General features: G+C 69.9%; 27 protein-coding genes. 19 read left to right on the top strand and 8 right to left on the bottom strand.

Annotated elements, in window-relative coordinates; all coding sequences use genetic code 11:
* Positions 1-4 precede the first annotated feature (4 nt).
* A complete protein-coding gene (locus JOB34_RS10195; protein WP_208052618.1) occupies positions 5-1,138 on the bottom strand; it encodes an ABC transporter permease in 1,134 nt (377 codons plus the stop codon).
* Between the two features lie 116 nt (positions 1,139-1,254).
* Between JOB34_RS10195 and JOB34_RS10190 the strand changes: the two genes are divergently transcribed.
* Positions 1,255-1,830, top strand: coding sequence for a GNAT family N-acetyltransferase (locus JOB34_RS10190; RefSeq protein WP_208052617.1), 576 nt, complete (start codon positions 1,255-1,257; stop codon positions 1,828-1,830).
* A 21-nt stretch (positions 1,831-1,851) separates the two neighbouring features.
* Here the strand turns inward: JOB34_RS10190 and JOB34_RS10185 are convergent, their stop codons facing one another.
* Complete coding sequence (locus JOB34_RS10185; protein ID WP_208052616.1) at positions 1,852-2,259, bottom strand: hypothetical protein; 408 nt, start codon at positions 2,257-2,259, stop codon at positions 1,852-1,854.
* A 299-nt stretch (positions 2,260-2,558) separates the two neighbouring features.
* Here JOB34_RS10185 and JOB34_RS10180 point away from each other — a divergent pair, with 299 nt between their 5' ends.
* From JOB34_RS10180 to JOB34_RS10135, 10 genes are all read left to right on the top strand, one after another.
* Complete coding sequence (locus tag JOB34_RS10180; RefSeq protein ID WP_208052615.1) at positions 2,559-2,717, top strand: hypothetical protein; 159 nt, start codon at positions 2,559-2,561, stop codon at positions 2,715-2,717.
* A 225-nt stretch (positions 2,718-2,942) separates the two neighbouring features.
* On the top strand, positions 2,943-3,569 hold the full coding sequence (idi, locus tag JOB34_RS10175; RefSeq protein WP_179483171.1) for an isopentenyl-diphosphate Delta-isomerase: 627 nt from the start codon (positions 2,943-2,945) through the stop codon (positions 3,567-3,569).
* Complete coding sequence (locus JOB34_RS10170; protein ID WP_208052614.1) at positions 3,566-4,222, top strand: 1-acyl-sn-glycerol-3-phosphate acyltransferase; 657 nt, start codon at positions 3,566-3,568, stop codon at positions 4,220-4,222. Before idi ends, JOB34_RS10170 begins: the two co-directional genes overlap by 4 nt.
* Positions 4,219-5,298, top strand: a complete 1,080-nt coding sequence (locus tag JOB34_RS10165; protein WP_208052613.1) for a glycosyltransferase family 2 protein — start codon at positions 4,219-4,221, stop codon at positions 5,296-5,298. Before JOB34_RS10170 ends, JOB34_RS10165 begins: the two co-directional genes overlap by 4 nt.
* Positions 5,295-6,416: a cytochrome P450 gene (locus JOB34_RS18120; protein ID WP_208052612.1), complete on the top strand. Its 1,122-nt coding sequence runs from the start codon at positions 5,295-5,297 to the stop codon at positions 6,414-6,416. The genes JOB34_RS10165 and JOB34_RS18120 overlap by 4 nt, the downstream gene beginning before the upstream one ends.
* Positions 6,413-7,102, top strand: a complete 690-nt coding sequence (locus JOB34_RS10155) for a DUF998 domain-containing protein (RefSeq protein ID WP_208052611.1) — start codon at positions 6,413-6,415, stop codon at positions 7,100-7,102. The genes JOB34_RS18120 and JOB34_RS10155 overlap by 4 nt, the downstream gene beginning before the upstream one ends.
* Positions 7,099-8,580 (top strand): phytoene desaturase family protein, encoded by a 1,482-nt coding sequence (crtI, locus tag JOB34_RS10150; RefSeq protein ID WP_208052610.1) that lies wholly within the window; start codon positions 7,099-7,101, stop codon positions 8,578-8,580. The genes JOB34_RS10155 and crtI overlap by 4 nt, the downstream gene beginning before the upstream one ends.
* The gene (locus JOB34_RS10145) at positions 8,577-9,455 is read left to right on the top strand and encodes a phytoene/squalene synthase family protein (protein ID WP_208052609.1); all 879 of its coding nucleotides are present in this window, start codon (positions 8,577-8,579) and stop codon (positions 9,453-9,455) included. Before crtI ends, JOB34_RS10145 begins: the two co-directional genes overlap by 4 nt.
* Before the next feature lie 89 nt (positions 9,456-9,544).
* A complete protein-coding gene (locus JOB34_RS10140; RefSeq protein ID WP_208052608.1) occupies positions 9,545-9,907 on the top strand; it encodes a lycopene cyclase domain-containing protein in 363 nt (120 codons plus the stop codon).
* Complete coding sequence (locus JOB34_RS10135) at positions 9,900-10,226, top strand: lycopene cyclase domain-containing protein (protein WP_208052607.1); 327 nt, start codon at positions 9,900-9,902, stop codon at positions 10,224-10,226. Before JOB34_RS10140 ends, JOB34_RS10135 begins: the two co-directional genes overlap by 8 nt.
* A gap of 34 nt (positions 10,227-10,260) precedes the next feature.
* On the opposite strand, the gene JOB34_RS10130 is transcribed toward JOB34_RS10135, so the two are convergent.
* The gene (locus JOB34_RS10130) at positions 10,261-11,826 is read right to left on the bottom strand and encodes a nucleobase:cation symporter-2 family protein (protein WP_208052606.1); all 1,566 of its coding nucleotides are present in this window, start codon (positions 11,824-11,826) and stop codon (positions 10,261-10,263) included.
* Between the two features lie 132 nt (positions 11,827-11,958).
* On the opposite strand from JOB34_RS10130, the gene JOB34_RS10125 reads away from it, so the two are divergent.
* Positions 11,959-12,531, top strand: coding sequence for a hypothetical protein (locus JOB34_RS10125; protein WP_208052605.1), 573 nt, complete (start codon positions 11,959-11,961; stop codon positions 12,529-12,531).
* Positions 12,532-12,543: 12 nt separating this feature from the next.
* On the opposite strand, the gene JOB34_RS10120 is transcribed toward JOB34_RS10125, so the two are convergent.
* Complete coding sequence (locus tag JOB34_RS10120) at positions 12,544-13,641, bottom strand: hypothetical protein (RefSeq protein WP_208052604.1); 1,098 nt, start codon at positions 13,639-13,641, stop codon at positions 12,544-12,546.
* Positions 13,642-13,795: 154 nt separating this feature from the next.
* On the opposite strand from JOB34_RS10120, the gene JOB34_RS10115 reads away from it, so the two are divergent.
* Complete coding sequence (locus JOB34_RS10115; RefSeq protein ID WP_208052603.1) at positions 13,796-14,650, top strand: PRC and DUF2382 domain-containing protein; 855 nt, start codon at positions 13,796-13,798, stop codon at positions 14,648-14,650.
* A gap of 21 nt (positions 14,651-14,671) precedes the next feature.
* Here JOB34_RS10115 and JOB34_RS10110 read toward each other — a convergent pair whose 3' ends face one another.
* The 3 genes from JOB34_RS10110 to JOB34_RS10100 form a co-directional block, all read right to left on the bottom strand.
* Positions 14,672-15,106 (bottom strand): VOC family protein, encoded by a 435-nt coding sequence (locus JOB34_RS10110; RefSeq protein ID WP_208052602.1) that lies wholly within the window; start codon positions 15,104-15,106, stop codon positions 14,672-14,674.
* 96 nt (positions 15,107-15,202) lie between these two features.
* Positions 15,203-16,342 (bottom strand): epoxide hydrolase family protein, encoded by a 1,140-nt coding sequence (locus JOB34_RS10105; RefSeq protein WP_347813838.1) that lies wholly within the window; start codon positions 16,340-16,342, stop codon positions 15,203-15,205.
* 35 nt (positions 16,343-16,377) lie between these two features.
* The gene (locus JOB34_RS10100) at positions 16,378-16,833 is read right to left on the bottom strand and encodes a DUF4440 domain-containing protein (RefSeq protein WP_208052600.1); all 456 of its coding nucleotides are present in this window, start codon (positions 16,831-16,833) and stop codon (positions 16,378-16,380) included.
* A 232-nt stretch (positions 16,834-17,065) separates the two neighbouring features.
* On the opposite strand from JOB34_RS10100, the gene JOB34_RS10095 reads away from it, so the two are divergent.
* From JOB34_RS10095 to JOB34_RS10070, 6 genes are all read left to right on the top strand, one after another.
* Positions 17,066-17,539, top strand: coding sequence for a DUF1801 domain-containing protein (locus tag JOB34_RS10095; RefSeq protein ID WP_208052599.1), 474 nt, complete (start codon positions 17,066-17,068; stop codon positions 17,537-17,539).
* Positions 17,540-17,586: 47 nt separating this feature from the next.
* Positions 17,587-18,822, top strand: a complete 1,236-nt coding sequence (locus JOB34_RS10090) for a cysteine desulfurase-like protein (RefSeq protein ID WP_208052598.1) — start codon at positions 17,587-17,589, stop codon at positions 18,820-18,822.
* Between the two features lie 305 nt (positions 18,823-19,127).
* On the top strand, positions 19,128-21,017 hold the full coding sequence (dnaK, locus tag JOB34_RS10085; RefSeq protein ID WP_208052597.1) for a molecular chaperone DnaK: 1,890 nt from the start codon (positions 19,128-19,130) through the stop codon (positions 21,015-21,017).
* Positions 21,014-21,751, top strand: a complete 738-nt coding sequence (locus JOB34_RS18115; protein WP_208052596.1) for a nucleotide exchange factor GrpE — start codon at positions 21,014-21,016, stop codon at positions 21,749-21,751. The genes dnaK and JOB34_RS18115 overlap by 4 nt, the downstream gene beginning before the upstream one ends.
* A gap of 117 nt (positions 21,752-21,868) precedes the next feature.
* A complete protein-coding gene (locus JOB34_RS10075) occupies positions 21,869-22,858 on the top strand; it encodes a DnaJ C-terminal domain-containing protein (RefSeq protein WP_208052595.1) in 990 nt (329 codons plus the stop codon).
* Between the two features lie 5 nt (positions 22,859-22,863).
* Positions 22,864-23,298, top strand: coding sequence for a helix-turn-helix transcriptional regulator (locus JOB34_RS10070; protein WP_179483151.1), 435 nt, complete (start codon positions 22,864-22,866; stop codon positions 23,296-23,298).
* Between the two features lie 57 nt (positions 23,299-23,355).
* Here the strand turns inward: JOB34_RS10070 and JOB34_RS10065 are convergent, their stop codons facing one another.
* On the bottom strand, positions 23,356-24,399 hold the full coding sequence (locus JOB34_RS10065; protein ID WP_208052594.1) for a S66 peptidase family protein: 1,044 nt from the start codon (positions 24,397-24,399) through the stop codon (positions 23,356-23,358).
* Between the last annotated feature and the right edge of the window lie 22 nt (positions 24,400-24,421).

Here is a 24,421-nt window from a genome sequence, read left to right as displayed (position 1 = left end):
TCGTTCAGTCCTCTGAGCGGCCCTCGGCAGCATCCTGCGGAGAGGGGTCATCGCGCCGGAAGCCCCAGTAGGTGTTGTTGCTGACCAGGAAGAAGGTCAGCAGTCCGAGCAGCAGCCACCAGACGAGCACGAGCAGGTGCAGCCCCAGGGAGTCGCCGCCCAGGTAGACGATGCTGCGGACGGAGTCGACACCCGCGCCGTTCGGCAGCCAGCGCCCGACGACCCGCCACAGGGTGGGCAGCAGTTCGTAGCCGTAGGCGCCTCCGGCGCTGGGGTTGCCGAGCACCACGAAGAGCAGTATCGAGATGCCGATCCCGATGATCCCGAAGAGTGCCTCCATCCCCATCGTGAAGACCGAGGCGGTCAGCGAGACCAGCATGCCGACACCGGCGACAGCCCAGAAGTGTCCGTTCAGGGCGCCGATGATCGGCCCGACCACGAGCGCGCCGCCGATGCCGGAGGCGACCGCGTACGCCGCGCAACCCACCAGCCGCCACAGCATCCGGCGGAAGTTGCGTGCCCGGGTGCCGCGGCGGATGCCGAGGAACGATGCCAGCAGGTAGCCGCCCACCATCCAGCCGACCACGAGATAGAAGCTGGTGAGCCCGCGGCTGTCGCCGGCCTGGACCGGCACCACGTCCTGGGTCTTCAGCGTGCGGCTCTGGCTCGAGGCCACCTGGGAGAAGATCGCGTTGACGGCGGCGGTGATCGAGGATCCCTCGGCCGAGTTGACCAGCAGAGTGTCCTGCTTCGAGTTCGGGTTGAAGAGGTAGACCGCTTGCCGCCGACCCTCGCGCAGCTCCTTGGTCGACTCCGCGCGATCGCTCGAGGCGTAGGCGGCGACAGGTCTGCCGTCGATGGCGTTCAGCTTGTTCGCGACGTAGCCCTGCCAACCGTTGCTCGACACCACATCGACGGTGATCGCGTGCGGCTGCGGTTTGTGAAAGGCGCCCACGTACGACGCGATGAAGAGCAGCTGGACCAACAGCACGGCGAGGATCACGCCGATGCTGCGGGGGCCGAGGACATCGCGCAGTCGTCCGCGGAAGGATTCGTCCGCGCTGCGCTCGTAACCGGGCCGAGGGCCGGTCGTGGGCGGCCGGCGAGTGGCGCCGTGCCCCGGTTCGCTGGTGCTCATGGGCCCTCCCGACACCGGTCCGGTGTGGGCCGGTCTTCGTGAAGATACCGGACGCCTGCGGCCGAAAGGCCGCACGAATGTACGATGCTGCCCTGTCTCAGGCCAGGATCGGACCCATGACGCGCCCGGTACTGCACACCCCACGGATCGAGCTGCGTCCGATGACGCTGGAGCACCTACCCCTGCTGCACCGGTTGGACTCCGACCCGGAAGTCATGCGCTACCTGATCGGGAGGGCACGCACGCCCGCCGAGATCGAGCAGTTCTGGGGGCCCCGCTGCGCCGACACGGCTGCCGACGAGCTGGGGGTCGGCTGGTGGGTGGGGTTCCAGGAGGGGGAGTTCCTCGGGTGGTGGGACCTCGGGCGCAGTGACTCGCCCCCCGGCTCGCCGGGTCGCCTCGCCGAGGCGGAGATCGGGTGGCGTCTGGAACGACGCCGCTGGCGCCAGGGACTGGCGAGCGAGGGGGCGGCGGAGCTGCTGCGGCACGCGTTCGAGACGGTGGAACTACGGCGGGTGTGGGCCGAGACGATGGCGGTCAACGCGGGTTCGCGCGGCGTCATGCGGCGCATCGGCATGCGGCACGTGCGGACCGACGTACGGATCTGGGACGACCCGCTGCCGGGCTCCGAGGAAGGTGAGGTCGTCTACGAGATCACGGCCGAGGAGTGGCTCCGCAACACCGCACCCTGACCGGCCGGGATGCCCTCCCCGTCAGTGACGCGCCGCGCGGACCGGAAGCCAGACGCACAGCCCCATGAGCACCATGGCGAGCGGGAAGTGCACTGCTTGGACCCCGGGGTTGTCACCGATGATGCCGCCGAGATAGGCCTCGAGGACGAGCGCCACGGCCAGCGCGATGCTGCCGAAGAGTAGATCCTTGCGCTCGCGCAACCTGAGGACCGCCCAGACCACCGCGACGATCGCGAGGAGGATGGCGAGGTCGGCGCCGCGGGCGTGCACCTGCACCCAGCTGCTGTTGTTCTCCTTGGACTCGCGGATGAAGATGCCCGCCCAGACGCCCTGGAAGAGGACGACCACTGCCACCACCCCGACGAGGGCGGCGAAGACGCGGTGGTGGGTGGCGGAGCCGGGTGTTGTCGAACGTGTGGGAGCGGACATCGAAGACCTCCGGAAACGTTGGGTGGGCACGAGACGCACGAACGCGGACATGGCATGGGCCGGCTCTCGACGCTGAGTCCGGCGAACGCGACACTGGCACGCATCGTCCAGACTCAACGCCCGGACCTGAGAGAATCCTGAGGATGATCTCAGGTTGCCCTTTCGACGGTCGGCCCCGTCCCGTCACGCGGCGTCGATCCCAGCGCGAGTGCCATGCCAGTTCCGAGGATTTGATCTGGTCCGGGGGCGCGCCGATCCTCTGCCGCAGAGCGGTGGCGCGGAAGCCACGGTCGTCGTCCATGGACTGCAGCAGCGACGCGGCCAGCGGCACCTCACCCATCGCGAGAGCCGCCACGACGCGGTCTGCCGGGTCGCTGGACTCGACCAACTGCCGTCGTACGACGCGCGCGTCGATCACCACCGTCGTCAGCGTGGCCTCGTCGATCCCGAGACCCTGACCGATGTCGATGACCACACGCCGCATGATGCCGCAGCCACGACATGCTTCGCCTCGAGGAATGAACCGCGGACCGATGGGTACAGCACGAGGGAGGGTTCGCCCGAGGAGCGGGCCGCGTGGTCGAACGGGTTGCCGGACGGGATGGGACACGCGCGTTGGTAACGTCGGCAGAACCAAGCAGAACACTCTCTGGAGAGCAGCGTGAGCAGTGCACGATGCAGTGATGGACGCCCGACAGCACGATGACGGACGTCGGCCCGGCACCGGCGTGCAGACCGAGCAGGTGGTGCTCGTCGACCCGGCCGGCAACGCGATCGGCTCGCATGACAAGCACACCGTGCACGGCGCGGACACGCCGCTGCACCTCGGCTTCTCCTGCTACATCTTCGATGACCGGGACCGCCTGCTGGTCACCCGGCGTTCGCTGCACAAGCGCACCTTCGGCGGGGTCTGGACCAACTCCGTCTGCGGTCACCCGGCTCCCGGCGAGACGCTGCGGGCGGCGGTGATGCGGCGCGTACGCCGCGAGCTGGGGTTGGCGATCGGTCTGCCCCGGCTGGTGCTGGCCGACTTCTCCTACTACGCCTCGATGCACTCGATCGCCGAGAACGAGCTGTGCCCCGTCCTCGTCGCCCACGCCCTGGGCAGCAGGCCCCATCTCGACCCGGACGAGGTCGCAGACCTGCAGTGGGAGCCGTGGACGCGGTTCGCCTCGCAGGTGGCGAGCGGCGAACGCATCGTCTCGCCGTGGTGCCGCGAGCAGGTCGAGGCGCTGGCGGGATTGGGTGACAGCCCCGACCGTTGGCCCAACGCGTCGCCGGGCCTGTTGCCGGCCGCGGTCCGCTGGTGAGGTTGCCCGCGAGCGCGGCGCCGTTGTCCGCGCGGATGCTGCTGGCGGGATTCGACCGCCTCGTCCGATCCAACCTGCGCTCGGTCAGCGTCCGCGGCACCCTGCCGCCGGCGCCCGTCATCTGGGCCGGCAACCACCACTCGTGGTGGGACGCGTTCGTGGCCTCATCCGTCCTGCGCGGGGAGCACCACGACGCGACCCTGGTGATGGACGCGGAGAACCTCGCGTCGTTCGGGTTCCTCAAACCGCTCGGCCTGGTGCCCAGCGATCAGCCTCGGGCCGGTCTCACCGCGCTGCGGGAGGGCCGCACGCTCGTCATCCTCCCCGAGGGCGAACTGCTCGGACCCGGCCCGATGCGCCCTCTGCACCGCGGAGCCGGCTGGTACGCCGAGCACACGTCGGCGCCGCTCGTGCCCGTCTCATTGAGGGTCCTCATCCGCGGGCACCAGCACCCCGAGGCGATCGTCGACCTGGGCGCGCCGGTGCAGGGCGCCGATCTCGCCGCGGTGATGGCGGCCCAGCTGACCGCGTTGGACGAGCTGATCGCGACCGCCGACCCGCGCGAGCCGCTGCCGGGTTTCCGGCAGGTGGTGTCCGGACGCCGGTCGTTCGACGAACGGATCGGCCAACTCGCGGAGAAGGTGCAGCGTTGAGGGCACTGCTCGCGGTGGTCACGGCGTACATCACGGTGAAGGTCGCTGTGGGACTGTCGAACTCGAGATCCTTCCCCGTACTCGACGCCGCCGCGACGTCGACGGGCGGTGGTGACGATGTGTCGCTGATCGTCCCGGTGCGCGACGAGATGGCCAGGTTGCCGCCGCGGCTGCCGGGGATGCTCGCTCAGAAGGTGCGGGAGCTGATCTTTCTCGACGACTGCTCGACCGACGGCACGACGCAGCTGCTGCACGACGTCGCCGCCGAGCACCCGCACGTGCGGGTGGTCCAAGGGCGGCCGATGCCGGACGGCTGGGTCGGCAAGACATGGGCGTGCTCGCAAGGCGCGGAGGCCGCGCTCGGCGACGTGCTCGTCTTCTGCGACGCGGACATCTCGCTGGGGGACGGAGCGATCGACGCGGTGCTGGGTCAGCTGCACGCCCAGCGTGCGGATCTGATGTCGGTCTTCCCGCGTCAGGTGACGAAGACCTTCGCCGAGCACGTCACGATGCCGCTGATCGACGACCTGCTGCTGACCGGCCTGCCCTTCCAGCTGCTGGAGCAGCCGAGGGCCAAGGGCGCGGCCGCTGCCAACGGCTCGATCATGGCGTTCCCGCGTGCCTCTTACGACGCGCTCGGGGGTTTCGCGGCCGTCCGCACCGAGATCGTCGAGGACCTCGCGATGGCCCGGCACACCCGACGCACCGGACACCGACTCGGCCTCGCGCTCGGCGGAGACCTGATCAGCACCCGGATGTACGAGGGCTTCGACGAACTCGTCGCCGGCCTCGGCAAGGGCCTGCTCGCCGTGATGGGCAACAGGCCGCTGCTCGTGGTCTACACCGCCTGGCACCTGCTCGCCTACACGGTGCCGCCGTTCCTGATCCGCCGTCAGCCGGCCTGGGCGATCCCGTGGGCGCTGGCCGTCGCGGAGCGCCTCGTCGTCGAGGCCACCACCGGCAGACGTCAGTGGTGGCAGTCGCTCACCATGCCGCTGACCCCGCTCTACGCGATCCCCGTCGCCGCGGTCGCGGTGCGGCGCACCAAGCACTGGAAGGGCCGGACCTACCCGTGAGCACCTTCCCTCAGCCGCGCACCGAGCCGGTCGCAGGGCACCTGGGCCGGTGGGGCACCGACCCGCTGGCCCTGATGCAGGAGGGTGCCGCGCTGGGGCCGGTCTTCCGACTGCGGCTGTGGCGCACGGCGTACGTCGGGTTCAGCCCCGCGTGGAACAGGTTGGTGCTGGGCGACCTCGACACGTTCCGCAGCCGCGGCGGCATGAGCCGCCTGTCGCCGTACCTCAGTGACGGCATCGTGCAGACCGACTTCCCCGAGCACGCCGACCGCCGCGCCGCGCTCAACCCGGGGTTCTCCCGGACCGCGGTGGGCTCCCTCAACGAGCAGATGGAGCAGGTCGTCCGCACGCTGCTGCCGGCCGGCCGCTTCGACGCCGTCGCATGGTCCTCACGGCTGGTGCGCGCCGTCCTGTCGCGCACCTTCCTCGGCACCGGCGGCACCCACCCGGTGCTCGACGACTTCCTGGATCCGATGAGCCGGCCGCTGCCGCAGCCGTTCCTGCCGCGGCCACTGCGCTTCCGGCGGATGAACGCCGTCCTGGCCGAACGTCTGCGTGATCCCCGAAGTGGTTCGCTGGCAGAGGTGTTCGCGGCCCACGGCGGCGTGCCGGAGATGCGGGTCGCGCTCGGTGCCGGGTACGACACCACGGCGCACACGCTGGCCTGGCTGCTGCGACACGTGGCGCTGGATCCCACCCACCTCGCACCCGAACGGCACGGACATGTCGTGAGAGAGGTGCTGCGGCTCTATCCGGCAGGGTGGCTGGGCAGCCGGGTCACTCGCCGCCCGGCCGAGTTCGAGGGCCGCACCATCCCCGCGCGCAGTCTGGTGATGTACAGCCCGTTCCTCACCCATCGTGACCCGTCGCTGTGGGAGCGGCCGCAGGAGTTCGACCCGGACCGCTTCGCCGACAAGGTGCCCGCCTGGGGCTACCTGCCGTTCGCCGCCGGTCCCCGCACGTGCCTCGGGCGGCACTACGCGACGCTCCTGCTGCACGTGGTGCTGCGGGTGCTCGCCGATCGCCGCCTGCTCTTCCACGACGGGGACGGGGCGATGCGAGCAGGCGTCACGTTGAGTCCGGCCGGTCCGCAGCAGCTGGAACTGGTGGCGGCATGACCCGCAGGACGGTCGCCTGGCCGCTCGCGTTGGTTGCGGCTGTCCTCTACAGCTCGTTCCTGCTGTCCTACGTCGTGCGCCGGGGGCAGCATGCCGACTTCGTCAGCCAGCTCGAACTCCCCGGCGCCCCGTACGCCGACTGGTACCGCGCGTCCGACGTGCTCGCCGGCCTCGCCCTGCTGGCGATCGCCTGGCTGTGCTGGCCGGACCGTCACGTCCGTACGGCGGTGCGCTGGGCGTGCGTCATGGTCGCTGTGGTCGGGGCCGGATCCCTGCTCGACGGCAGCACGTCGATGGACTGTGCGTCCGGGACGGGCACGACCTGCGACCTGGGCGACCACAGCGTGCCCGGCCTGCTGCACCAGCTGATCGTGGGGCACACGCTAAGTGGACTGGCCGGATTCGCGGCGGCCGGCATCGGCGCCGCTTGCTGCGCACGGGCGAGCCACCCCGCACACCCCGGATGGATGCGCGTGCACATCGTCCTGGCCGCCGGCATCGGGCTGTGCGGCCTCGCCGACCTGGCCCTGCTGCTCGTGAACATCGACATGGGATTGGTCGAACGGTTGCGCATTCTGCTCGTGTCAGCGTGGATCGCGAGCGTTCCGTGGACCGTTCGTGCCGTGCGGCACGACGCGTGGGCTCGGTCCACTCACGACGCCGACACTCGTGCGGTGCGCTCATGACCGGCAGGGTGGTGGTGGTCGGAGCGGGGCTCGCGGGACTGTCGGCGGCGTGCCACCTGGCCCGCAGCGGCCACGAGGTGGTGGTGCTGGAGCGCGGCGACTGCGTCGGCGGCCTCGCCGCCGTCCGGCACGACGAGGGCTACACCTTCGACCTCGGGCCGACGGTGCTCACGATGCCGGACCTCATCGACGACGCGTTGCGGGCCGCCGGGACGAGCCTGGACGACGAGCTGACCCTGCGGCAGCTCGACCCGGCGTACCGCGCTCGCTTCGCGGACGGTTCGACCCTCGACGTACTCGCCGACCACGCGGCCATGACGGACCAGATCCGTGCCGCGTGCGGCGCGCACGACGCGGCGGCCTACGAGAAGTTCGTGGTGTGGTTGCGCGAGCTCTACGAGTTGGAGATGCCGCGCTTCATCGACCGCAACTTCGACCGGCCCTGGCAGATCGCCGATCCTCCCGGGCCGGCGGTGAAGCTGCTGCGGATGGGCGGGCTGCGCCACCTCGATCCGTTGATCCGCAGCCGTTTCGACGACGAGCGGCTGCACCGGCTCTTCACCTTCCAGGCGCTCTACGCCGGCGTCTCGCCGCAGCAGGCCATGGGCATCTTCGCGGTCATCACCTACATGGACAGCGTCCGCGGGGTCTTCTTCCCCGAGGGCGGGATCCACGCCGTGCCCCGCGCGCTGGCCCGCGCCGCCGAGGCGGCCGGGGTGCAGATCCGGCTGCGGCAGGAGGTGACGGGGCTGCGGCGTACGCCGTCCGGCGCCGTCAGCGGGGTCGTCGCAGGTGACGACGTGGTGGCCGCCGACGTGGTCATCGCGACCGGCGACCTGCCCACGATGTACGACGTGCTGCTGCCGGGAGTACGCCGTCCGCTGCCGTTGCGCCGTCCGCGGTACTCACCCTCGGCCGTCGTATGGCACGTCGGCACCGCCGATCCTGCGCCGGACGACGTGCGCCATCACAACATCCACTTCGGGCACGAGTGGGCGCACTCCTTCGATGAGCTGCTCGACGAGCGCGTGCTGATGCGCGACCCGTCCCGACTGGTGTCGGTGCCGTCGGTGACCGACCCGTCCCGTGCCCGGCCGGGAGGCGCGGCGATGTACGTGCTCGAGCCCGCGCCGCACCTGGGTGGGTCGCTGGACTGGGACCGGATGCGCGAGCCCATGAAGGAGCGACTCACGAAATTCCTTGCCACGAGCGGATATCCGACCGACATCGTGAGCGAACAGCTGGTCACCCCCGGCGATTGGGCCGCCCAGGGTCTGACCGCCGGCACTCCGTTCGCGCTCGCGCACACCTTCTTCCAGTCCGGGCCCTTCCGTCCGACCAACGTCGCGCGCGACGCGCCCGGCCTGGTCTTCGCCGGTGCGGGTACGACGCCCGGCGTGGGGGTGCCCATGGTCCTGGTCAGCGGCAAGCTGGCCGCGCAACGTGCCCTGGCACAGTTGAGTGAGGAGTCGAGATGAGCGCCGACCCTGCGGTCCTGCAGGAGGGATATGCCCGCAGCGCGGTGCTGACCCGCGACTACGGCACGACCTACTACTGGGGTGCCCGCACCCTGCCCGCAGCTCAGCGCCGCGACGTCTACTCGGTCTACGCGCTGTGTCGCCTCGCCGACGACATCGTGGACGCGCCCCACGCCACCGACGGCGAGCACCGCGCCGACACCGGCACTCGGCTGGCCGATTTCGCCGCCTCGTTCAGGGCTCACCGGGCCGGGATCGGCGAGGACCCGGTGCTGAGCGCGGTCGCCGACACCGCCGAGCGCCGCGACATCCCCCAGGAGTGCTTCGAGCGGTTCTTCGGGGCGATGGCGAGCGACCTGACGGTCACGTCGTACCCGACGTACGACGACCTGCTGGGCTACATGGAGGGCTCCGCCGCGGTCATCGGGGAGATGATGCTGCCGGTTCTCGAGCCCACCGATCCGCGCGCGTACGCGCCGGCGCGCGACCTGGGCCTGGCCTTCCAGCTCACCAACTTCCTGCGCGACGTCGACGAGGACCTCGACCGCGACCGGCACTACCTGCCGCTGGAGGATCTGGAGCGCTTCGGCGTCGACCCCGACCAGCGGAGCGCCACCGATGAATGGAAGGCCTTGATGCGCTTCGAGATCCAGCGCACCCGCGCGCTCTACGCGCATGCCGACACCGGGATGCGCTACCTGCCGCCGGCGTCCGCTCGCTGCGTGGTGATCGCGCGACGGCTCTACGCGCGCATCCTGGACCTCATCGAGGACGCCGACTACGACGTTTTCTCCTCCCGTGTGCGGCTCCCGACCTGGCGCAAGGCCGGGCTGGCGGCACGGCTGCTGGTGACACCGGTCGCGTTGCTGCGCTGACCCGGGGTGGGAGCCGGAGTGTCCGCAGATGCGCGCGGACGGGTGGACGAGACCGCGGACAGTCGCGGTGGCCCTGAGAGGCTGGCCCGGTGCGACACCTCACCTACCTCCTGATCCTGCTGGGTTGCGTCGTCCTCACTCTGCCGCTGGAGTTCGTGATCGGTGCCCGGGTGTGGCGCCGGCCGACGCGGGCGGCGCTCGCGATCGTGCCGCCGGCACTGATCTTCATCGGGTGGGACCTGATCGGAGTGGCGCGCGGCTGGTGGACGTACGGCGCGCGCTACCTGGTCGGCGTACACCTCGGGTCGCTGCCGTTGGAGGAGGTGCTCTTCTTCCTGGTGGTGCCGCTGTGCGCGCTGCTGACCTTCGAGGCGGTGGGCATCTGCGGGCGCCTCCTGCGTGGCCGCGGTGCGCAGCCGGCCGAGCGGGTGGGCGCTGGTCACGATGCCTGAGTACACCGTCTCCGTCGTGCTCGGCCTGGTGGTCGTGGTGGTGCTGGAGCTGGCGTGGTTGCGCACCGGACTCTTCCGGTCGGTGCGCTACTGGGTCAGCATGGCGATCGTGCTCGGATTCCAGGTGCTCGTCGACGGACTGCTCACCCGCGGGTCGAGACCCGTTGTCGCGTACGACGATTCGCAGAACCTCGGGATCCGGTGCCCACCGGGCATCCCGATCGAGGACTTCGGGTTCGGATTCGTGCTGTGCACCGCGGTGCTGCTCGGTTGGGTGCGGTGGCAGCGTCGCGACGCCCGGTTGTCAGCGGAATCCTGATGCCGGCACCACGGATCCGCTGACAATCGAGAGCTCAGCGGCGTACGCCGTCGTCCTCGTCGAAGGGCCGCAACGGCTCGCCGTCCTCCGGTTGATTGCTGATGGCGCCGGCGTCGACCGCGGCACCGGTCAGGTCGTTCTCGCGTCCCTTCCCGCCCGCGCCGAACTCGTTGAAGATCAGGTTGAGCACGAAGACCACGATCACCGTGGAGGTGATGGCCGAGCCGAAGATGGTCTGGAATCCGTCGGGGAAGTTGCGGTAGAAGTCCGGTGCGATGACCGGCAGCAGTCCGATCGACAACGACACCGCGATGATCAACAGGTTTTGGTTGTCCACGAAGGACACCTTCGCCAGCGTGCGGATGCCGACCGCGGTGACCATCGCGAACATCACCGTGCCGGCGCCGCCGATGACCGGCCCGGGCAGTGCCGCGACCAGCTCGCCCATCTTGGGGATCAGGCCGAGGAGCACCAGGAACCCACCGCAGACCGCGACCACCCAGCGACTCTTGATCTTCGTGATCTCCACCAGACCGACGTTCTCGGCGTACGCCGTGTCCGGGAAGGAGTTCATGAACCCCGCCAGCACCGCGGACAACCCGTCGGTCGCGAGGCCGCGCGCCACGTCGTTGGTGGACAGCGGCCGGTCGACCATCTCCGACACCGCCAGCATGTCGGCGGTGGACTCGGTATAGGTCACCAGCATCACGATGCACATCGACACGATCGCGGCCGCGGCGAACTGCGGCGGCCCGAAGTGGAACGGTTCGGACACCCCTGCCCAGTCGGCGGATCCGACGCTGGAGAAGTCGAGCAGGCCCATCGGCCACGCGACCAGCGTGCCGACGATGACGCCGAGCAGCACGGCGATCTGGCCGATGAAGCCCTTGAAGAAACGTGAGATGAGCACGATCACGAGCACCACGAGACCAGCCAGCAGGATGTGGGAGACCTTGCCGTAGTCGCCGTTCTGTACGACGACCTGGGACCCCGCCTTGGTCGTGGCCGTGAAGCCCTCGGCCTTGTCGGTGATGGTGATGCCGGCCCCGTTACCGCCGAATGGCAGCGTCGTCGGGTTCTTACCGGTGATCAGCGAGGCGTCCGCGCCGATCAGCGACAGACCGATGACGGCGATCACGGTGCCCGTCACGAGCGGCGGGAAGAAGCGCACCAGCATCGAGAACGGCTTGGCGATGATCAGCGCGAAGACGCCGGCGATGAGCATCGCGCCGTACACGACCTGCAGGCCTTTGATGTGGCCGTCCGCGCCGGGCTTGGTGCCGTACTGGGTGGCGATGATGATCATCGGGTTCAGCACGGTGAACGTCGCTCCGGCCACCACCGGCAGCCGGACACCGAGGATCTTGGAGATGCCCACGGACTGGATGATGGTCGCGATGCCGGACACCAGAAGGTCGGCATTGATCAGGATCGCGATGTCGGTCTTGCCGAGCCCCAGGGCGGCGCCGACGATGATCGGCACGGCGACCGCGCCGGCGTACATGATGAACAGGTGCTGCAGGCCGAGCACGATCAGGCGCGGCGCGGGCAGCACCTCGTCGACCGGGTCCACCGTCTTCTGCGTCGTCCGTATCGACATCGGTTCCTCTTTCCGCTGCGGCAACCTCTGGGTCGGGCGTGAAGTGAGACCTACGAGACTATGGCGGCAGCGTGTTTCGACGACGTTCCTTTCCGATAACGGGCCGGCAACGCCACTGCCTACGCTGAGCCCGTGAGCGACTACGAGGTCACCGGCGCCCGACTGACCGTGCCGTTCACTTCGCACGGCCTGGAGGGGTCGATCGAGGTCGGCGTCCACCGCAACCAGGATCCCGTCGCGTCCGGCCACACTCGCCTGTTGCCCGACGTCGAACCTGTTGCGCTGCAGGGTTTCCCGGTCGTCACGGCATCGGTCCACCTGGACGTCATCGGGCCGGCGGGGGTCTTCGGGTGGGTGCAGCTGGTGACCCAGCGGCTCGAGCGTGGCGAGATCCACCGGGCGGTCGATGCGGTCGACTGGATGGCGCCGTTCTGCGCTTTCGGTTACCTGCCGACGTTCATGGACGCCCCCGCCAACCCCGGCGATCGGGACGTGACCTGGAGTGCCGACACGTTCCTGGTGCAACTGCCCGATGTCAGCCGCACGCGCCGCCTGCAACCGCTCGGCGGCTTCCAGTGGGGCTACCGCCTCGCGGGCGGGCGGCCCGCGGGACTCCTCCCGCTGCGTACTGCGGATGCGGCCGGCTGGCGCGACCTGCGGGTGGTGCTGGGGCGCGAACACCCCGGCTGGCAGACCGAGGGGTGAGGCTCGAGGCGGTCAGGCGGGCTTGCCCCACCCGACCGGCGCCCACTGGGTGTGCGCCCACGGGAAGTCGTTGACGTCGAGGGAGCCGTACTTGGCCAGGATGTCGGTCGCCCAGGGGTTGCTGCCGGTGCGTTGGATCTCCGTGGCCGGGTGCTCCACGTTGAACGCGTGGCAGAACAGGTTCTTGTCGCCCGCCATCCCGCCGTACTTCTGCGCGGCCCGTGCCAGCAGCAGCGTGAACGGCCGGAGGCCGAGCGTGTCCAGGTTGAGGGTCGGCGGGAACCGGAACCACTGGCCCTCGGCGGGCGTGTCCACGTTGGAGTCGGTGCCGTCGGACTGTTTGGCCGGCCACGAGACCACGCCGCTGCGCGCGTTCGTGATCGTGAAGTCGAGCGCGTGGCCGATCACGCCGTTGCGAGCCTCGCTGATCCCGACCTGCATCAGCGGGTTGAGCATCGCCACGACCGCCGATGAACCCTCGGTCAGCTCCATCGGGTAGTTGGCGGTGGGCAGGTTGGTGAAGCGTGGCGCGGCGACGTAGTAACCGCCTGTCGCCGCCGTCCAGGTGCCGTCGGACTGCTTGCGGCACAGGAAGTACTCGCGCATGATGCCGGTGCCGCGGTCGTAGACGGCCATCGAGCTGTCACCGCCACCTGCGGGAGTCGCATACGGCGGCAACGGGATCCGGCCGTTCACATGGGCGGCCAAGGTGCTCCCCGCGGAGGCGTTGCTGGCGGTCATCGTGGTGAACGGGCAGCCGGCGATCGTCGAGTCCACGACGTAGGTCGGGATGTTGTACGACGTGGTGTTGAGCGAGGTGACCACGCCGTAGGAGTTCTGGGTCAGGTTCGGCATCCGCGCCGCCATCGCCGCGGAGTTCGTCGCCAGCGGCATGGCGGCGACGCTCCGGGTGAAGACCGTGCCGTTGGCGACGTACGGATACCAGAGGTCGCCGTGCCAGATCCCCGGGTCCGCGACCTTCGGGGCCTCGCGCCCACGCAGCGTCGTGCTGGCGGCGAGTGCGGCCGGCGTACCGGCTGCGGTGAGCGCACCGGCACCGGCCAAGGCCAGCGCGCCGCGGCGGGTCACTCCGTCTTCGTTGGCAGGCATCTCTCGAAGATAAGGATTCGAAGGACCCCGACGGCACCTTGCGCGCATCATATTTAGGAGACCGTCGCACTGCGTGTTGACGATGTGACGGATGAGGTGAATACGGGTCGCCGGCAAGGCGGCTCGCGCGAACGTTGTAGAGGACCGGCGGCCGATGATCACTGACGATGACGTGCAGACATGGGGCGGCAGGGATGCCGTCGATCGGGACGGCCACGTCGTCGGTGAGGTCGGCGAGGTCTACCTCGACGACCGCACCGGTACGCCGACCTGGGTCGCGGTCGCGACAGCGTCGGGGTCGGGCGCGCAGTTCGTGCCGCTGCACGAGGCGTGGGTTGACGACGGCGAGATCGCCTTCCCCTACACCCACGATCAGATCTCGCGCGCACCGAGACTCGCGCCCGGCGAGCACCTGGACGTCGATCAGGAGCGTCGCCTCTACGACCACTACGGAGTGGAGTACGACGATCTGGATGATGCGGACGAACAGGATCTGTTCGCCCGCGCGGGAGATGTGAAGCCTGAGGCCGGGCAGGTGGACTCGGTCGGCGAGGACAAGACGCCCCTCGACGGTGTGAAGCGTGCCCGGCTGCCGGGCCCCCCGGCTCCGGACGAGGACGACGTCGCACCTGTGGACACCACGTGCCTGGAGGAGCGTCTCGTGGTCGGAACGCGCGTACGCGTGTCCGGCAGGACGCGCATCACCACCCGTGTCGTGACCGAGGAGCGCACGATCACGGTCGCCGTTCGTCGCGAGGAGTTGGTCGTCGAGCACGAGCCGGCGACCGAGCGCGGCGCGGAGGCCGACGGTGGCGCGGACGGGAGTCTGGGTGTCCACCCGCTCGCGGACACGCCTCGGGTCCTCGTGCTGCACGAGGAGGTGCCGGTGGTGATCATGCAGAGCCGACCAGTGGAGACCGTGCGCATCGGCGTGCGCACGGTCACCGTCGATCAGCAGGTCAGCGAGAACGTACGACGCGAGTTCCTAGCCGGCGACGACGCCGACTGACGCCGTCGCCGGGTCCGAGACTCAGAGTTTCGCTGTCAACTCCAGGTGCATGCCGTCGGGGTCGGAGAAGGACAGGATCGCCAAGCCGAAATCGGTGAGCTCGTTGACCTCGCCGTGGGGTGCTCCCAACGCGTCCAGGGCGTCCCGTGCCGAGTCGAGGTCGGCCCGCGAGGCGACCATGAAGCTGACGTGGTCCAGCCCGGTGCGGTCGGAGTCGAAGGTGTCACCCACGGCGGCGACCGGACGCAGGCCGAGAAGCGCACCCGAGGGGGTCGAGAAGATGGTCCCGCCGTAGATCTGCTCGGGGGATTCGCGCACACCCGGCTCGTTGACCCGGTCCGACTGGTCTGCGGCGATCGGCCAGCCGAAGACCTGCGTGTAGAAGTCTTTGGAGCGTGCGATGTCGGTGACGGTCAGTCGGACGTGGGCGAATCCGTCGGACGAGACGATGGCCATGAGTGCTCCTGGAGTGGGTGGGTGAGCTCGTGGGAGGGGTGTCCCTGCCGACCACTCTCGCGCATCGCCCTGCTGAGGTACGAGCTTCGGCGAAACTCAGGACGGGTTGGCGTCTGTGCGCGCCGGGCGGAACACCGAGCGCAGGGTCTCGGCGAAGAGCTGTGGTTCGCAGGCCGCGGGGAAGTGTCCACCGCTGTCGTACTCGCGCCAGTCCGACACCTCGACGTATCTCTCCGCGAGGTCCCTCGGCGCAGGCGGCAACGGGATGCGCTCGCCGCCGAAGTTGGTCACGGCCGTCGGAACCGCGGGCCGCTGCTCCGGGTCGGGCAGGACGCGGCCGCCGTGCATGAAGTTCCAGTAGGGCAGCATCGAGGAGCCGATGCTGCCGGTCGCCCAGTAGAGGGTCAGGGTCGCGAGCAGAAGGTCTCTTGGGAAGGTCGTGTCGCCGGCGTCCGTCTGGGGGCTCCACGCCACGATCTTCTCCGCGATCCACGCGGCCAAGCCCGCCGGTGAGTCCTGCAGCGCGGCCGCGACGGTGTTCGGCTTGGTGGCGTGCTGGTGGGCGTAGCTGCCTTCGGCGGCCGTCCACGACTCCACGGCGCGCGCGTACTCCGCCTCGGCCTCCGTCCACGGTCTCGCCGCAAGGGGCAGCCCCGGTGTCGCGAGGTGGATGCCGGCGACCGCGTCCGGGTGCGCACGTGCCAGCTGCATCACGACCCCGGCGCCGAGGTCGCTGCCGTGCGCGACGTACCGGCGGTGCCCGAGACCCGGGCTCATCAGGTCGTGCCACAGCTGCGCGGTCTGCGCCTGACTCGATCCGCCCGGTGGCGGCGGGTCGGAGAGACCGAAACCGGGCAGGGCGGGCGCGACGACCGTGAACGCGTCTGCCGGGTCGCCGCCGTGCGCGCCCGGGTCGGTCAGCAGGGGGAGGACCTCGAGGTACTCCAGGAACGAGCTGGGCCATCCGTTGCACAGCAGCAACGGCAACGGGTCCGGTCCACGACCTTCCGCGATGACCACGTGCACGCCGCGACCGTCGATGTCGGCGCGCAGGTGACGCACCTGCGCGAGGCGCTCCTGCAGCGCGGTCATGTCCAGGTCGCGCCATTCGGTGAGGAGGCCGTCCAGCCACGTGCCGGGAACGCCGCGGGCCCAGTCCTCGTCGGACATGGGGCCTCGTCGGGTGCGATCCAGCCGGTTCCGCAGGTCCGTCATGACAGCGGGGTCGAAGCGCACGGCGGTCGGTGCGAGTGTCACCTTCGCATCCACGGTCACTTCTCCTCGTCGAGCCGAAGCCCGTCTCGCTCGTCGTCCCACGCGGCCGCGCTGATCCGCCAACCGTCCGGTGTCCGCACGAACTGCAGCGTCTTCGCTCCACGACCGGTGAACGGAACACCGTCCTGCACACCGGCCTTGGCGTAGGTGCTCCACCGCTGCGCGATGTCACCGAAGATCTCGGTGCGGCCGGACACCTCCCATTCGTGGAAGTCCACCAACGTGCCATTCGTCAGTAGTGCGCGTCGGGGAGCGATGAACCCCTCGACGTCGTAGACGGCCGGTGTCATGCCGCAGGTCCGCACGATCACCGCCTCGGGCAGCAGGAAGGCTCGCATCCGTGCCAGGCGGGTCACCACGTCCGGGCCCGACGTGAACGCGTCGAAGTAGACCCGGACGATCTCGTCGATCGCTTCCAGATCCCCCGGGTCGGTCCCGGCGGTGCTCGACATGTGTCGAAAGTAGCCGCTGCCGTCAACCGCGGGAGGAACGGTGCCCGCGATCGTCTCCGTTCAACGCGATCGCCGACTCCTTCCTCGCGCCGGGCGCTCGCGCTGCTGCCGCGCTCGCCACCGTCGACCCGCGTCGGACGGGATGTCGAATCGGTCAGGAATCGAGAAGCCGCGTCATCGATGCTGAGTAGCGTGTTCGTCACCATCACAACGACATTCGAGGAGAGCCGGCATGGCCGACACGACCGCAGCGACGAAGAAGACCGACTCGACCAAGGGGGCTGCGTCCGGTTTCACCGCCGCCGAGCGCGCGGCCATGAAGGAGCGCGCCGACGAGCTGCGATCCAGCGGGCGCGGTGGCAAGAAGAAGGCGGAGGAGGCACAGGCCTGCCTGGACAAGATCGCCGAGATGGCCCCGGACGACCGGTCGCTCGCCGAACGGATCCACGCGATCGTCGCCGACGTGGCTCCCGACCTGGACTCCAAGACCTGGTACGGCATGCCGGCGTACGCGCGGGACGGCAAGGTGATCTGCTTCTTCAAGCCGGCCGAGAAGTTCGGCGCGCGCTACGCAACCGTCGGGTTCAGCGACGTCGCGACCCTCGACGCCGGCAACGTCTGGCCGACGGAGTACGCGATCACCCGGTTGACCGACTCCGACATCAAGCAGTTCACCGAGCTCATCGAGCGCGCGACGCGTCAGTGACCGCCCGGCGCGGGCAGCGCGCGGAGGTGGCTCGCTAGCGTGGCGATGTGACGACCACGACGACAGACCTCGACCTTCCCGCCCTGCGTGCGCACTTCCCGTCGCTGCGAGAGGGCACCGCGCACTTCGACGGGCCCGGCGGATCGCAGACGCCGGACGTGGTCGGCCGCGCCGCCGCCGCGACCATGCTCAGCGACATCTCCAACCGCGGCACGAACACCGGCCCCGAGCGCCGGGCCGATCGGGTGGTGCAGGAGTGCCGCGCCGCGTTGGGTGACCTGATGGGGGTGCCGGGCGACACCGTCATCTTCGGGCGCAGCATGACCGCCCTGACGTTCGAGATGGCCCGCACCCTGGCGGCCACCTGGTCGCCCGGTGACGAGATCGTCGTCAGCCGCCTGGACCACGATGCCAACATCCGCCCGTGGGTCCTCGCGGCCGGCGCCGCGGGAGTGACGGTGCGTTGGGCCGAGTTCGACGCTCTCACTGGGGAACTCGAACCCGACACCATCGGCGCGCTGCTCACCTCGCGCACCCGGCTGGTAGCGGTGACGGCCGCGTCGAACCTCATCGGGACGATGCCGGACATCCCCGCGATCGCCTCCCTGGTGCACGCCGCCGGCGCCCTGCTCTACGTCGACGGGGTGCACTACGCCGCGCACTCGTTTGTGGACGTCGAGGCCCTGGGCGCGGACTTCTTCGCGTGCTCGCCCTACAAGTTCTTCGGCCCGCACTGCGGCGCGCTGACCGGCAGGGCCGACCTGCTGGCGGGGCTGCTGCCCGACAAGCTGCTGCCCTCGGCGGACCGAGTGCCCGAGCGGTTCGAGCTGGGCACGCTGCCGTACGAGTTGATGGCGGGCACGACGGCCGCGGTCGACTTCATCGCCGGTGCGGTGCCCGGTGAGGGCAGCCGACGCGAGGCGCTGGCGCGCAGCACCCACGCGCTGGAGCTGCACGAGGACCGCCTGCGGGGCATCCTCGAGAGCGCGTTGAGCGAGCTGCCCGACGTCGCGATCCACTCCCGCGCCGCACGGCGTACACCGACGCTCCTCGTCACGTTCGGCGGCCACGACTGCGCGCCGATCAGCACCCACCTGGCCGGACTCGGCGTGAGTGCGCCGGCGGGTTCGTTCTACGCGTGGGAAGCCTCGCACCACCTCGGGCTCGGCGCGGCCGGCGGCCTGCGGATCGGGGTGGCGCCGTACAACGACGAGAACGACGTCGACCGGCTCGTCGACGGCATTGCGGGCTACCTCGCATCGGGGACCTCGACCGCCGGCTGATCGTTGTCGGGCGAGATGTCGGTTTCGGAGGGTCCGCGGACCCACCGACCCTCCGAAACCGACATCTGGAACACCCGTCAGAACGGGCTCTGTAGCGGGAACATCACGCCGCTCCGGAGGGTTGAGTCAAGTAGACGCAACTTAACGCAGCCCCGAGTTGACAAGAGGGGCCACCGCGGAGTTGAGTCGGAGGCAGTCAACCCACCGGAGCCGGTGGGCTGAACGCTCGCCGGGCACCCGGCGCATCAGACGAAACCGCGACCGCGGGAAGAGCCGGTCGCACCGAGCAACAAGGAGCACCGAACATGGCACGTGCGGTAGGTATCGACCTGGGCACCACCAACTCCGCGGTCGCCGTCCTGGAGGGCAACGACCCGGAGATCATCGCGAATGCCGAGGGCGGGCGTACGACGCCGTCCGTCGTCGCGTTCGCCAAGAACGGCGACGTGCTGGTCGGCGAGATCGCCAAGCGCCAGGCCGTCACCAACGTCGACCGGACCATCCGGTCGGTCAAGCGCCACATGGGGACCGGCTGGTCCACCGAGATCGACGGCAAGACCTACACGCCGCAGGAGATCTCCGCGCGCATCCTGCAGAAGCTGAAGCGGGACGCGGAGTCCTACCTGGGCGAGGACGTCACCGACGCGGTCATCACCGTGCCGGCGTACTTCGACGACGCCGAGCGTCAGGCCACCAAGGAGGCCGGTGAGATCGCGGGCCTCAACGTGCTGCGCATCGTCAACGAGCCGACCGCCGCCGCGCTCGCCTACGGCCTGGACAAGGGCAAGGAGGACGAGCTCATCCTGGTCTTCGACCTCGGTGGCGGCACGTTCGACGTGTCCCTCCTGGAGGTCGGCAAGGACCCCGAGGACGGCTTCTCCACCATCCAGGTCCGTGCGACCAGCGGTGACAACAAGCTCGGTGGCGACGACTGGGACCAGCGCATCGTCGAGCATCTGCTCACCACGGTGAAGAACACCACCGGTGTCGACCTGGCCAAGGACAAGATCGCCATGCAGCGGCTGCGTGACGCGGCGGAGCAGGCCAAGAAGGAGCTCTCCTCCTCGACCAGCACCAACGTCTCGCTGCAGTACCTGAGCATGGGTGAGAACGGCCCGATCCACCTGGACGAGACCATCACCCGCGCGCAGTTCGAGCAGATGACTAAGGACCTGCTGGAGCGCACCAAGGCGCCGTTCAACAACGTCATCAAGGACGCCGGGGTCTCCATCTCCGACATCAACCACGTTGTCCTCGTGGGTGGTTCGACGCGTATGCCGGCCGTGGCCAGCGTCGTGAAGGACCTGACCGGCGGCAAGGAGCCGAACAAGACCGTCAACCCCGACGAGGTCGTCGCGGTCGGCGCGGCGCTGCAGGCCGGTGTGCTGAAGGGCGACCGCAAGGACGTCCTGCTCATCGACGTGACGCCGCTGTCCCTCGGCATCGAGACCAAGGGTGGGCTGTTCACCAAGCTCATCGAGCGCAACACTGCGATCCCGACCAAGCGCTCGGAGGTCTTCAGCACCGCTGAGGACAACCAGCCGTCGGTGGAGATCCAGGTCTACCAGGGCGAGCGCGAGATCGCGAAGGCCAACAAGCCGCTCGGCAACTTCGAGCTGTCCGGCATCGCTCCCGCCCCGCGCGGCGTGCCGCAGATCGAGGTCACCTTCGACATCGACGCCAACGGCATCGTGCACGTGTCCGCCAAGGACCGCGGCACCAACAAGGAGCAGTCGATGACCATCTCCGGTGGGTCCGCCCTGCCGAAGGAGGACATCGAGCGGATGGTCAAGGAGGCCGAGGAGCACGCCGCCGAGGACAAGAAGCGGCGTGAGGAGACCGAGGCCCGCAACACCGCGGAGCAGCTGGTCTACTCCACCGAGAAGTTCCTCGCCGACAACGACGACAAGATCCCGGCCGAGACCAAGACCGAGGTCACCGAGGCCAACGACGCCCTCAAGTCCGCGCTGAAGGACGAGTACGCCTCCGCGGAGGACATCTCGGCCAAGAGCGCCAAGGTCTCCGAGGTCTCCCAGAAGATGGGTGCGGCCATGTACGCCGCGTCGCAGGCCGAGGGCGCCGACGGCGCGACCGGAGCCGAGGGCGCCGGTGCCACGGGTGCCGCCGACGGTGCGAGCAGCGCCGACGACGACGTCGTGGACGCCGAGGTCGTCGACGACGAGGAGACCAAGTGACCGACCAGGACCGTCCCGGTCCGTCCTCCGGCAAGGAGGACGGACCGGACGAGCCGGTCGTCATCCGCGACAAGCGTCGCTTCGACCCGAAGACGGGGGAGGTGCGGGGCGGTCAGCAAGCGCAGGAAGATTCAGTGAGTAACGACTCGGAAGAGACTTCCGGCAGCGACAGCGCCTTCGGTGGCGCGGTCGGAGACGACCTGCCCGGCGGCAAGCAGCCGTCGTCCCCGCAGGATGCCGGCGTGCCGACGGACCCGTCGTTCGTCGTGCCGGACGACGCCTCGTCCCTGACCGACGAGCACCCTGACACGGTGCTCGCCCGGGAGCGGCTGGAGGACGTCCGGCGGGTGCAGGCGGAGTACGTCAACTACAAGCGCCGGGTCGACCGGGACCGCGAGACCCAGCGGGACGCGCAGACCGCGCGGATCGTGGAGTCCCTGCTGCCCGTGCTCGACGACTTCCACCTGGCGCGTGAGCACGGTGACCTGGCGGGCACGCCGTTCGAGAAGATTGCCGACAAGCTGGAGACGACCCTGGGCCGACACGGCCTGGAGCGCTTCGGCGAGCCCGGTGAGGCGTTCGATCCCGCACAGCACGAGGCGTTGATGAACGTGGAGGCCGACCTTCCGGACGGCACCACGGCCACCACCGTCGTCCAGGTGATGCAGCCCGGTTACCGGATCGGCGACCGCGTCGTCCGGCCGGCCCGGGTCGCCGTCGCCGACCCGACGTAGTAACACCCACCCCGTCGAGCGGAGGGGTCCACACTCGGGCGGAGGGGTCACGACCCCTCCACTCGGGACCGGACCCCTCCGCTCGGTGAAGCAGGCAACGGAAGGAGAGCGCTGAGGATGGCGAGTCAGGACTGGCTGGAGAAGGACTTCTACGCGATTCTCGGCGTCTCGCAGGACGCGTCGGACGCGGAGATCAAGAAGGCCTACCGCAAGCTGGCGCGCACGTGGCACCCGGACCAGAACCCCGGTGACACCGCGGCGGAGCAGAAGTTCAAGGACATCGGCGAGGCCAACTCGGTGCTGTCCGACCCCGATCGGCGCAAGGAGTACGACCAGCTGCGTCAGATGGTCGGTGGCGGCGCGCGCTTCACGGCCGGCGGCCCGGGCGGGATGCCCGGCGGCGGAGCGGGCGGCTTCGAGGACCTCTTCTCCCAGTTCGGCGGTGCCCGCACCTCGGGTGGTGGCACCGGGGGCCAGCAGATCAACCTCGACGACATCCTGGGCCGGTTCGGTGGGGGTGGATCGCCGTTCGGCGGTGGCGGGTACGGCGGCTTCGGTGCACCCAGCCGCGGAGCCGACCTCGAGGCGCGTACGACGCTCAGCTTCCGGTCCGCGGCCGAGGGCCAGACCGTCTCGCTGCAGGCGGCAGACGGCGCGACCATCAAGACGCGCATCCCCGCCGGTGTGAAGGACGGCCAGACGATCCGGCTGCGCGGCAAGGGCCAGCCCGGTGAGGCGGGCGCCGGGGATCTGCTGCTGCGGGTGACCGTCGAGCCGCACCCGGTCTTCGGCCGTGACGGCAACAACCTGACCGTGGACCTGCCGGTCACGTTCGCCGAGGCGGCGCTGGGCGCCACGGTCTCCGTGCCGACGCTCGAAGGGGCACCGGTGAAGGTCAAGGTCGCCGCGGGGACGCCGTCCGGCCGCAAGCTGCGGGTCAAGGGCCGCGGCGTGAAGACCTCGTCCACGACCGGGGACCTGATCGCCACGGTCTCGGTCGTCGTACCGACCACGTTGACCGACGAGACCCGGGCCGCCATCGAGACGCTCGCCACGGACGCCGACGGCGACCCGCGCGCGGAGCTGTTCGCGAAGGCCCGCGCTTAACCGTCATGGCATCCAACCGTCCGGGTGAGGACACCCCGGTCTACGTCATCTCGGTCGCCGCCGAGCTGGCGGGCATGCACGCGCAGACGCTGCGCCAGTACGACCGGCTCGGTCTGGTGACCCCGTCACGCACCGGTGGCGGTGGCCGGCGCTACTCCAGCAGGGACGTGGCGCTCCTGCGGGAGGTGCAGCGGCTCTCGCAGGAGGAGGGCATCAGCCTCGCCGGCATCGCCCGGATCCTGGAGCTGGAGGAACAGGTCGAGACCCTTCAGCGGCAGGTCGATCAGCTCACCGAGCGTTTGGACGACGCGCGGGTCGTGGCGCAGGCCCGTACCTTCGCCGTGGGGCCGGACGGTCAGATCGTCGCCCTGCGTCCAGGGCAGCGCGCCGACCGCCCGCGGTCGGGCACGTCCCTGGTCGTCTGGGGCCAGCGCACCTGACACTCCAGGCGTCCGCGGGCTGCGCGCCGTCGATCGCGCAGCCGCCGGGCGCCGGACTCAGCTGTAGTCCGCGAACACTCGCCGGGTGGCGCCGTCGACCGTGACGCGGCCGCCGTACGGGAGGATCCACTGCGGGCGGGTGTGACCGAAGGGCGGCCCGACCGCGACGACCGCATCGGGGTTGTATTCGCTCACGACGTCGATGATCGTGTCGCGTTGCTCGTCCCGCCTCGCGCGCCGCTCCCGCGTCGAAGGTCGCGTGGTGAGGTCCGACGTGGGCGGTCGGGCGACGACGACCGCGTCGACCGCGGCGAGGATGCCCCGCTCGCCGAGCGACCGGGCGATGTAACCGAACTCGCGCGCCGAGATGAGCTCTTCCGACGACTCGAGCAGCAGAACCGCGCCGTCGAGGACGGATGCGTCCGTCGGGAACCGACCCGCTGTCAGCAACCACTGCACGACCTCGATGCACCCGCCCCAGGTGCGGCCGGTCACCGGGCGTGCGGGCCCGGACCAGGCCCACGGCTCGGTCGGTTCGCGATCGCCGTACTGCGTGAGGGCGCGAGGGTCGCTCCAGTCGTACCCGATGTCCTCGGACTCTCCGGGATCGATGAGCTCCAGCCGGTCCCCGGTCAGCAGCGCCGCCCGCAGGGACGCCTCGTGGATGGGGTCGACCCCGGGCCCCGGTCCGAGGTGGATCTGCGTGGAGCCGCCGTAATAACCGGCGACGCCGTGGGTCCAGAGCCAGTTCAGCAGATTCGTGTTGTCGCTGTATCCGAGGAACGGCTTGGGGTCGCGCGTGACGAGCCCGGCGTCGAGATGCGGGATGACCGTGATCTGGTCGTCGCCGCCGATGGTGGCGATCACGGCGCGGATCTGCGGGTCCGCGAACGCGGCGTTCAGATCATCGGCCCGCTCGCGGGCCGGTGCGCCAAGGCGGCGGGTCGTCGGAAACTCGACGGGCACCAGTCCGGTGACCGACTGCAAACGCTGCAGAGCCTGCTCGTGCACCGCGGGAGCGACGGCCGGGGCGGCGAACGACGGTGACAGCACCGCGATCTTCTCCCCCGGGCCGGCCTTGCGCGGCGAGATGATGTCCATGCCGGAACGCTATAAGCCGCGT

Source organism: Allobranchiibius sp. GilTou38, from assembly GCF_017565325.1.
Classification (GTDB): Bacteria; Actinomycetota; Actinomycetes; order Actinomycetales; family Dermatophilaceae; genus Allobranchiibius; species Allobranchiibius huperziae.
This window is presented reverse-complemented; position numbering and strand designations above follow the sequence as displayed.

What these genes read in the sequence shown, in the direction of transcription:
- JOB34_RS10185 (WP_208052616.1), bottom strand. Translation starts at nt 2,259, where the DNA reads ATGTCCGCTCCCACACGTTCGACAACACCCGGCTCCGCCACCCACCAC.
- JOB34_RS10130 (WP_208052606.1), bottom strand. Translation starts at nt 11,826, where the DNA reads ATGTCGATACGGACGACGCAGAAGACGGTGGACCCGGTCGACGAGGTG.
- JOB34_RS10075 (WP_208052595.1), top strand. Translation starts at nt 21,869, where the DNA reads ATGGCGAGTCAGGACTGGCTGGAGAAGGACTTCTACGCGATTCTCGGC.
- idi (WP_179483171.1), top strand. Translation starts at nt 2,943, where the DNA reads ATGGACGCCCGACAGCACGATGACGGACGTCGGCCCGGCACCGGCGTG.
- JOB34_RS10095 (WP_208052599.1), top strand. Translation starts at nt 17,066, where the DNA reads ATGGCCGACACGACCGCAGCGACGAAGAAGACCGACTCGACCAAGGGG.
- JOB34_RS10120 (WP_208052604.1), bottom strand. Translation starts at nt 13,641, where the DNA reads ATGCCTGCCAACGAAGACGGAGTGACCCGCCGCGGCGCGCTGGCCTTG.
- JOB34_RS10195 (WP_208052618.1), bottom strand. Translation starts at nt 1,138, where the DNA reads ATGAGCACCAGCGAACCGGGGCACGGCGCCACTCGCCGGCCGCCCACG.
- JOB34_RS10070 (WP_179483151.1), top strand. Translation starts at nt 22,864, where the DNA reads ATGGCATCCAACCGTCCGGGTGAGGACACCCCGGTCTACGTCATCTCG.
- JOB34_RS10065 (WP_208052594.1), bottom strand. Translation starts at nt 24,399, where the DNA reads ATGGACATCATCTCGCCGCGCAAGGCCGGCCCGGGGGAGAAGATCGCG.
- JOB34_RS10180 (WP_208052615.1), top strand. Translation starts at nt 2,559, where the DNA reads ATGGACTGCAGCAGCGACGCGGCCAGCGGCACCTCACCCATCGCGAGA.
- dnaK (WP_208052597.1), top strand. Translation starts at nt 19,128, where the DNA reads ATGGCACGTGCGGTAGGTATCGACCTGGGCACCACCAACTCCGCGGTC.
- crtI (WP_208052610.1), top strand. Translation starts at nt 7,099, where the DNA reads ATGACCGGCAGGGTGGTGGTGGTCGGAGCGGGGCTCGCGGGACTGTCG.
- JOB34_RS10115 (WP_208052603.1), top strand. Translation starts at nt 13,796, where the DNA reads ATGATCACTGACGATGACGTGCAGACATGGGGCGGCAGGGATGCCGTC.
- JOB34_RS10155 (WP_208052611.1), top strand. Translation starts at nt 6,413, where the DNA reads ATGACCCGCAGGACGGTCGCCTGGCCGCTCGCGTTGGTTGCGGCTGTC.
- JOB34_RS10110 (WP_208052602.1), bottom strand. Translation starts at nt 15,106, where the DNA reads ATGGCCATCGTCTCGTCCGACGGATTCGCCCACGTCCGACTGACCGTC.
- JOB34_RS10100 (WP_208052600.1), bottom strand. Translation starts at nt 16,833, where the DNA reads ATGTCGAGCACCGCCGGGACCGACCCGGGGGATCTGGAAGCGATCGAC.
- JOB34_RS10190 (WP_208052617.1), top strand. Translation starts at nt 1,255, where the DNA reads ATGACGCGCCCGGTACTGCACACCCCACGGATCGAGCTGCGTCCGATG.
- JOB34_RS10145 (WP_208052609.1), top strand. Translation starts at nt 8,577, where the DNA reads ATGAGCGCCGACCCTGCGGTCCTGCAGGAGGGATATGCCCGCAGCGCG.
- JOB34_RS10135 (WP_208052607.1), top strand. Translation starts at nt 9,900, where the DNA reads ATGCCTGAGTACACCGTCTCCGTCGTGCTCGGCCTGGTGGTCGTGGTG.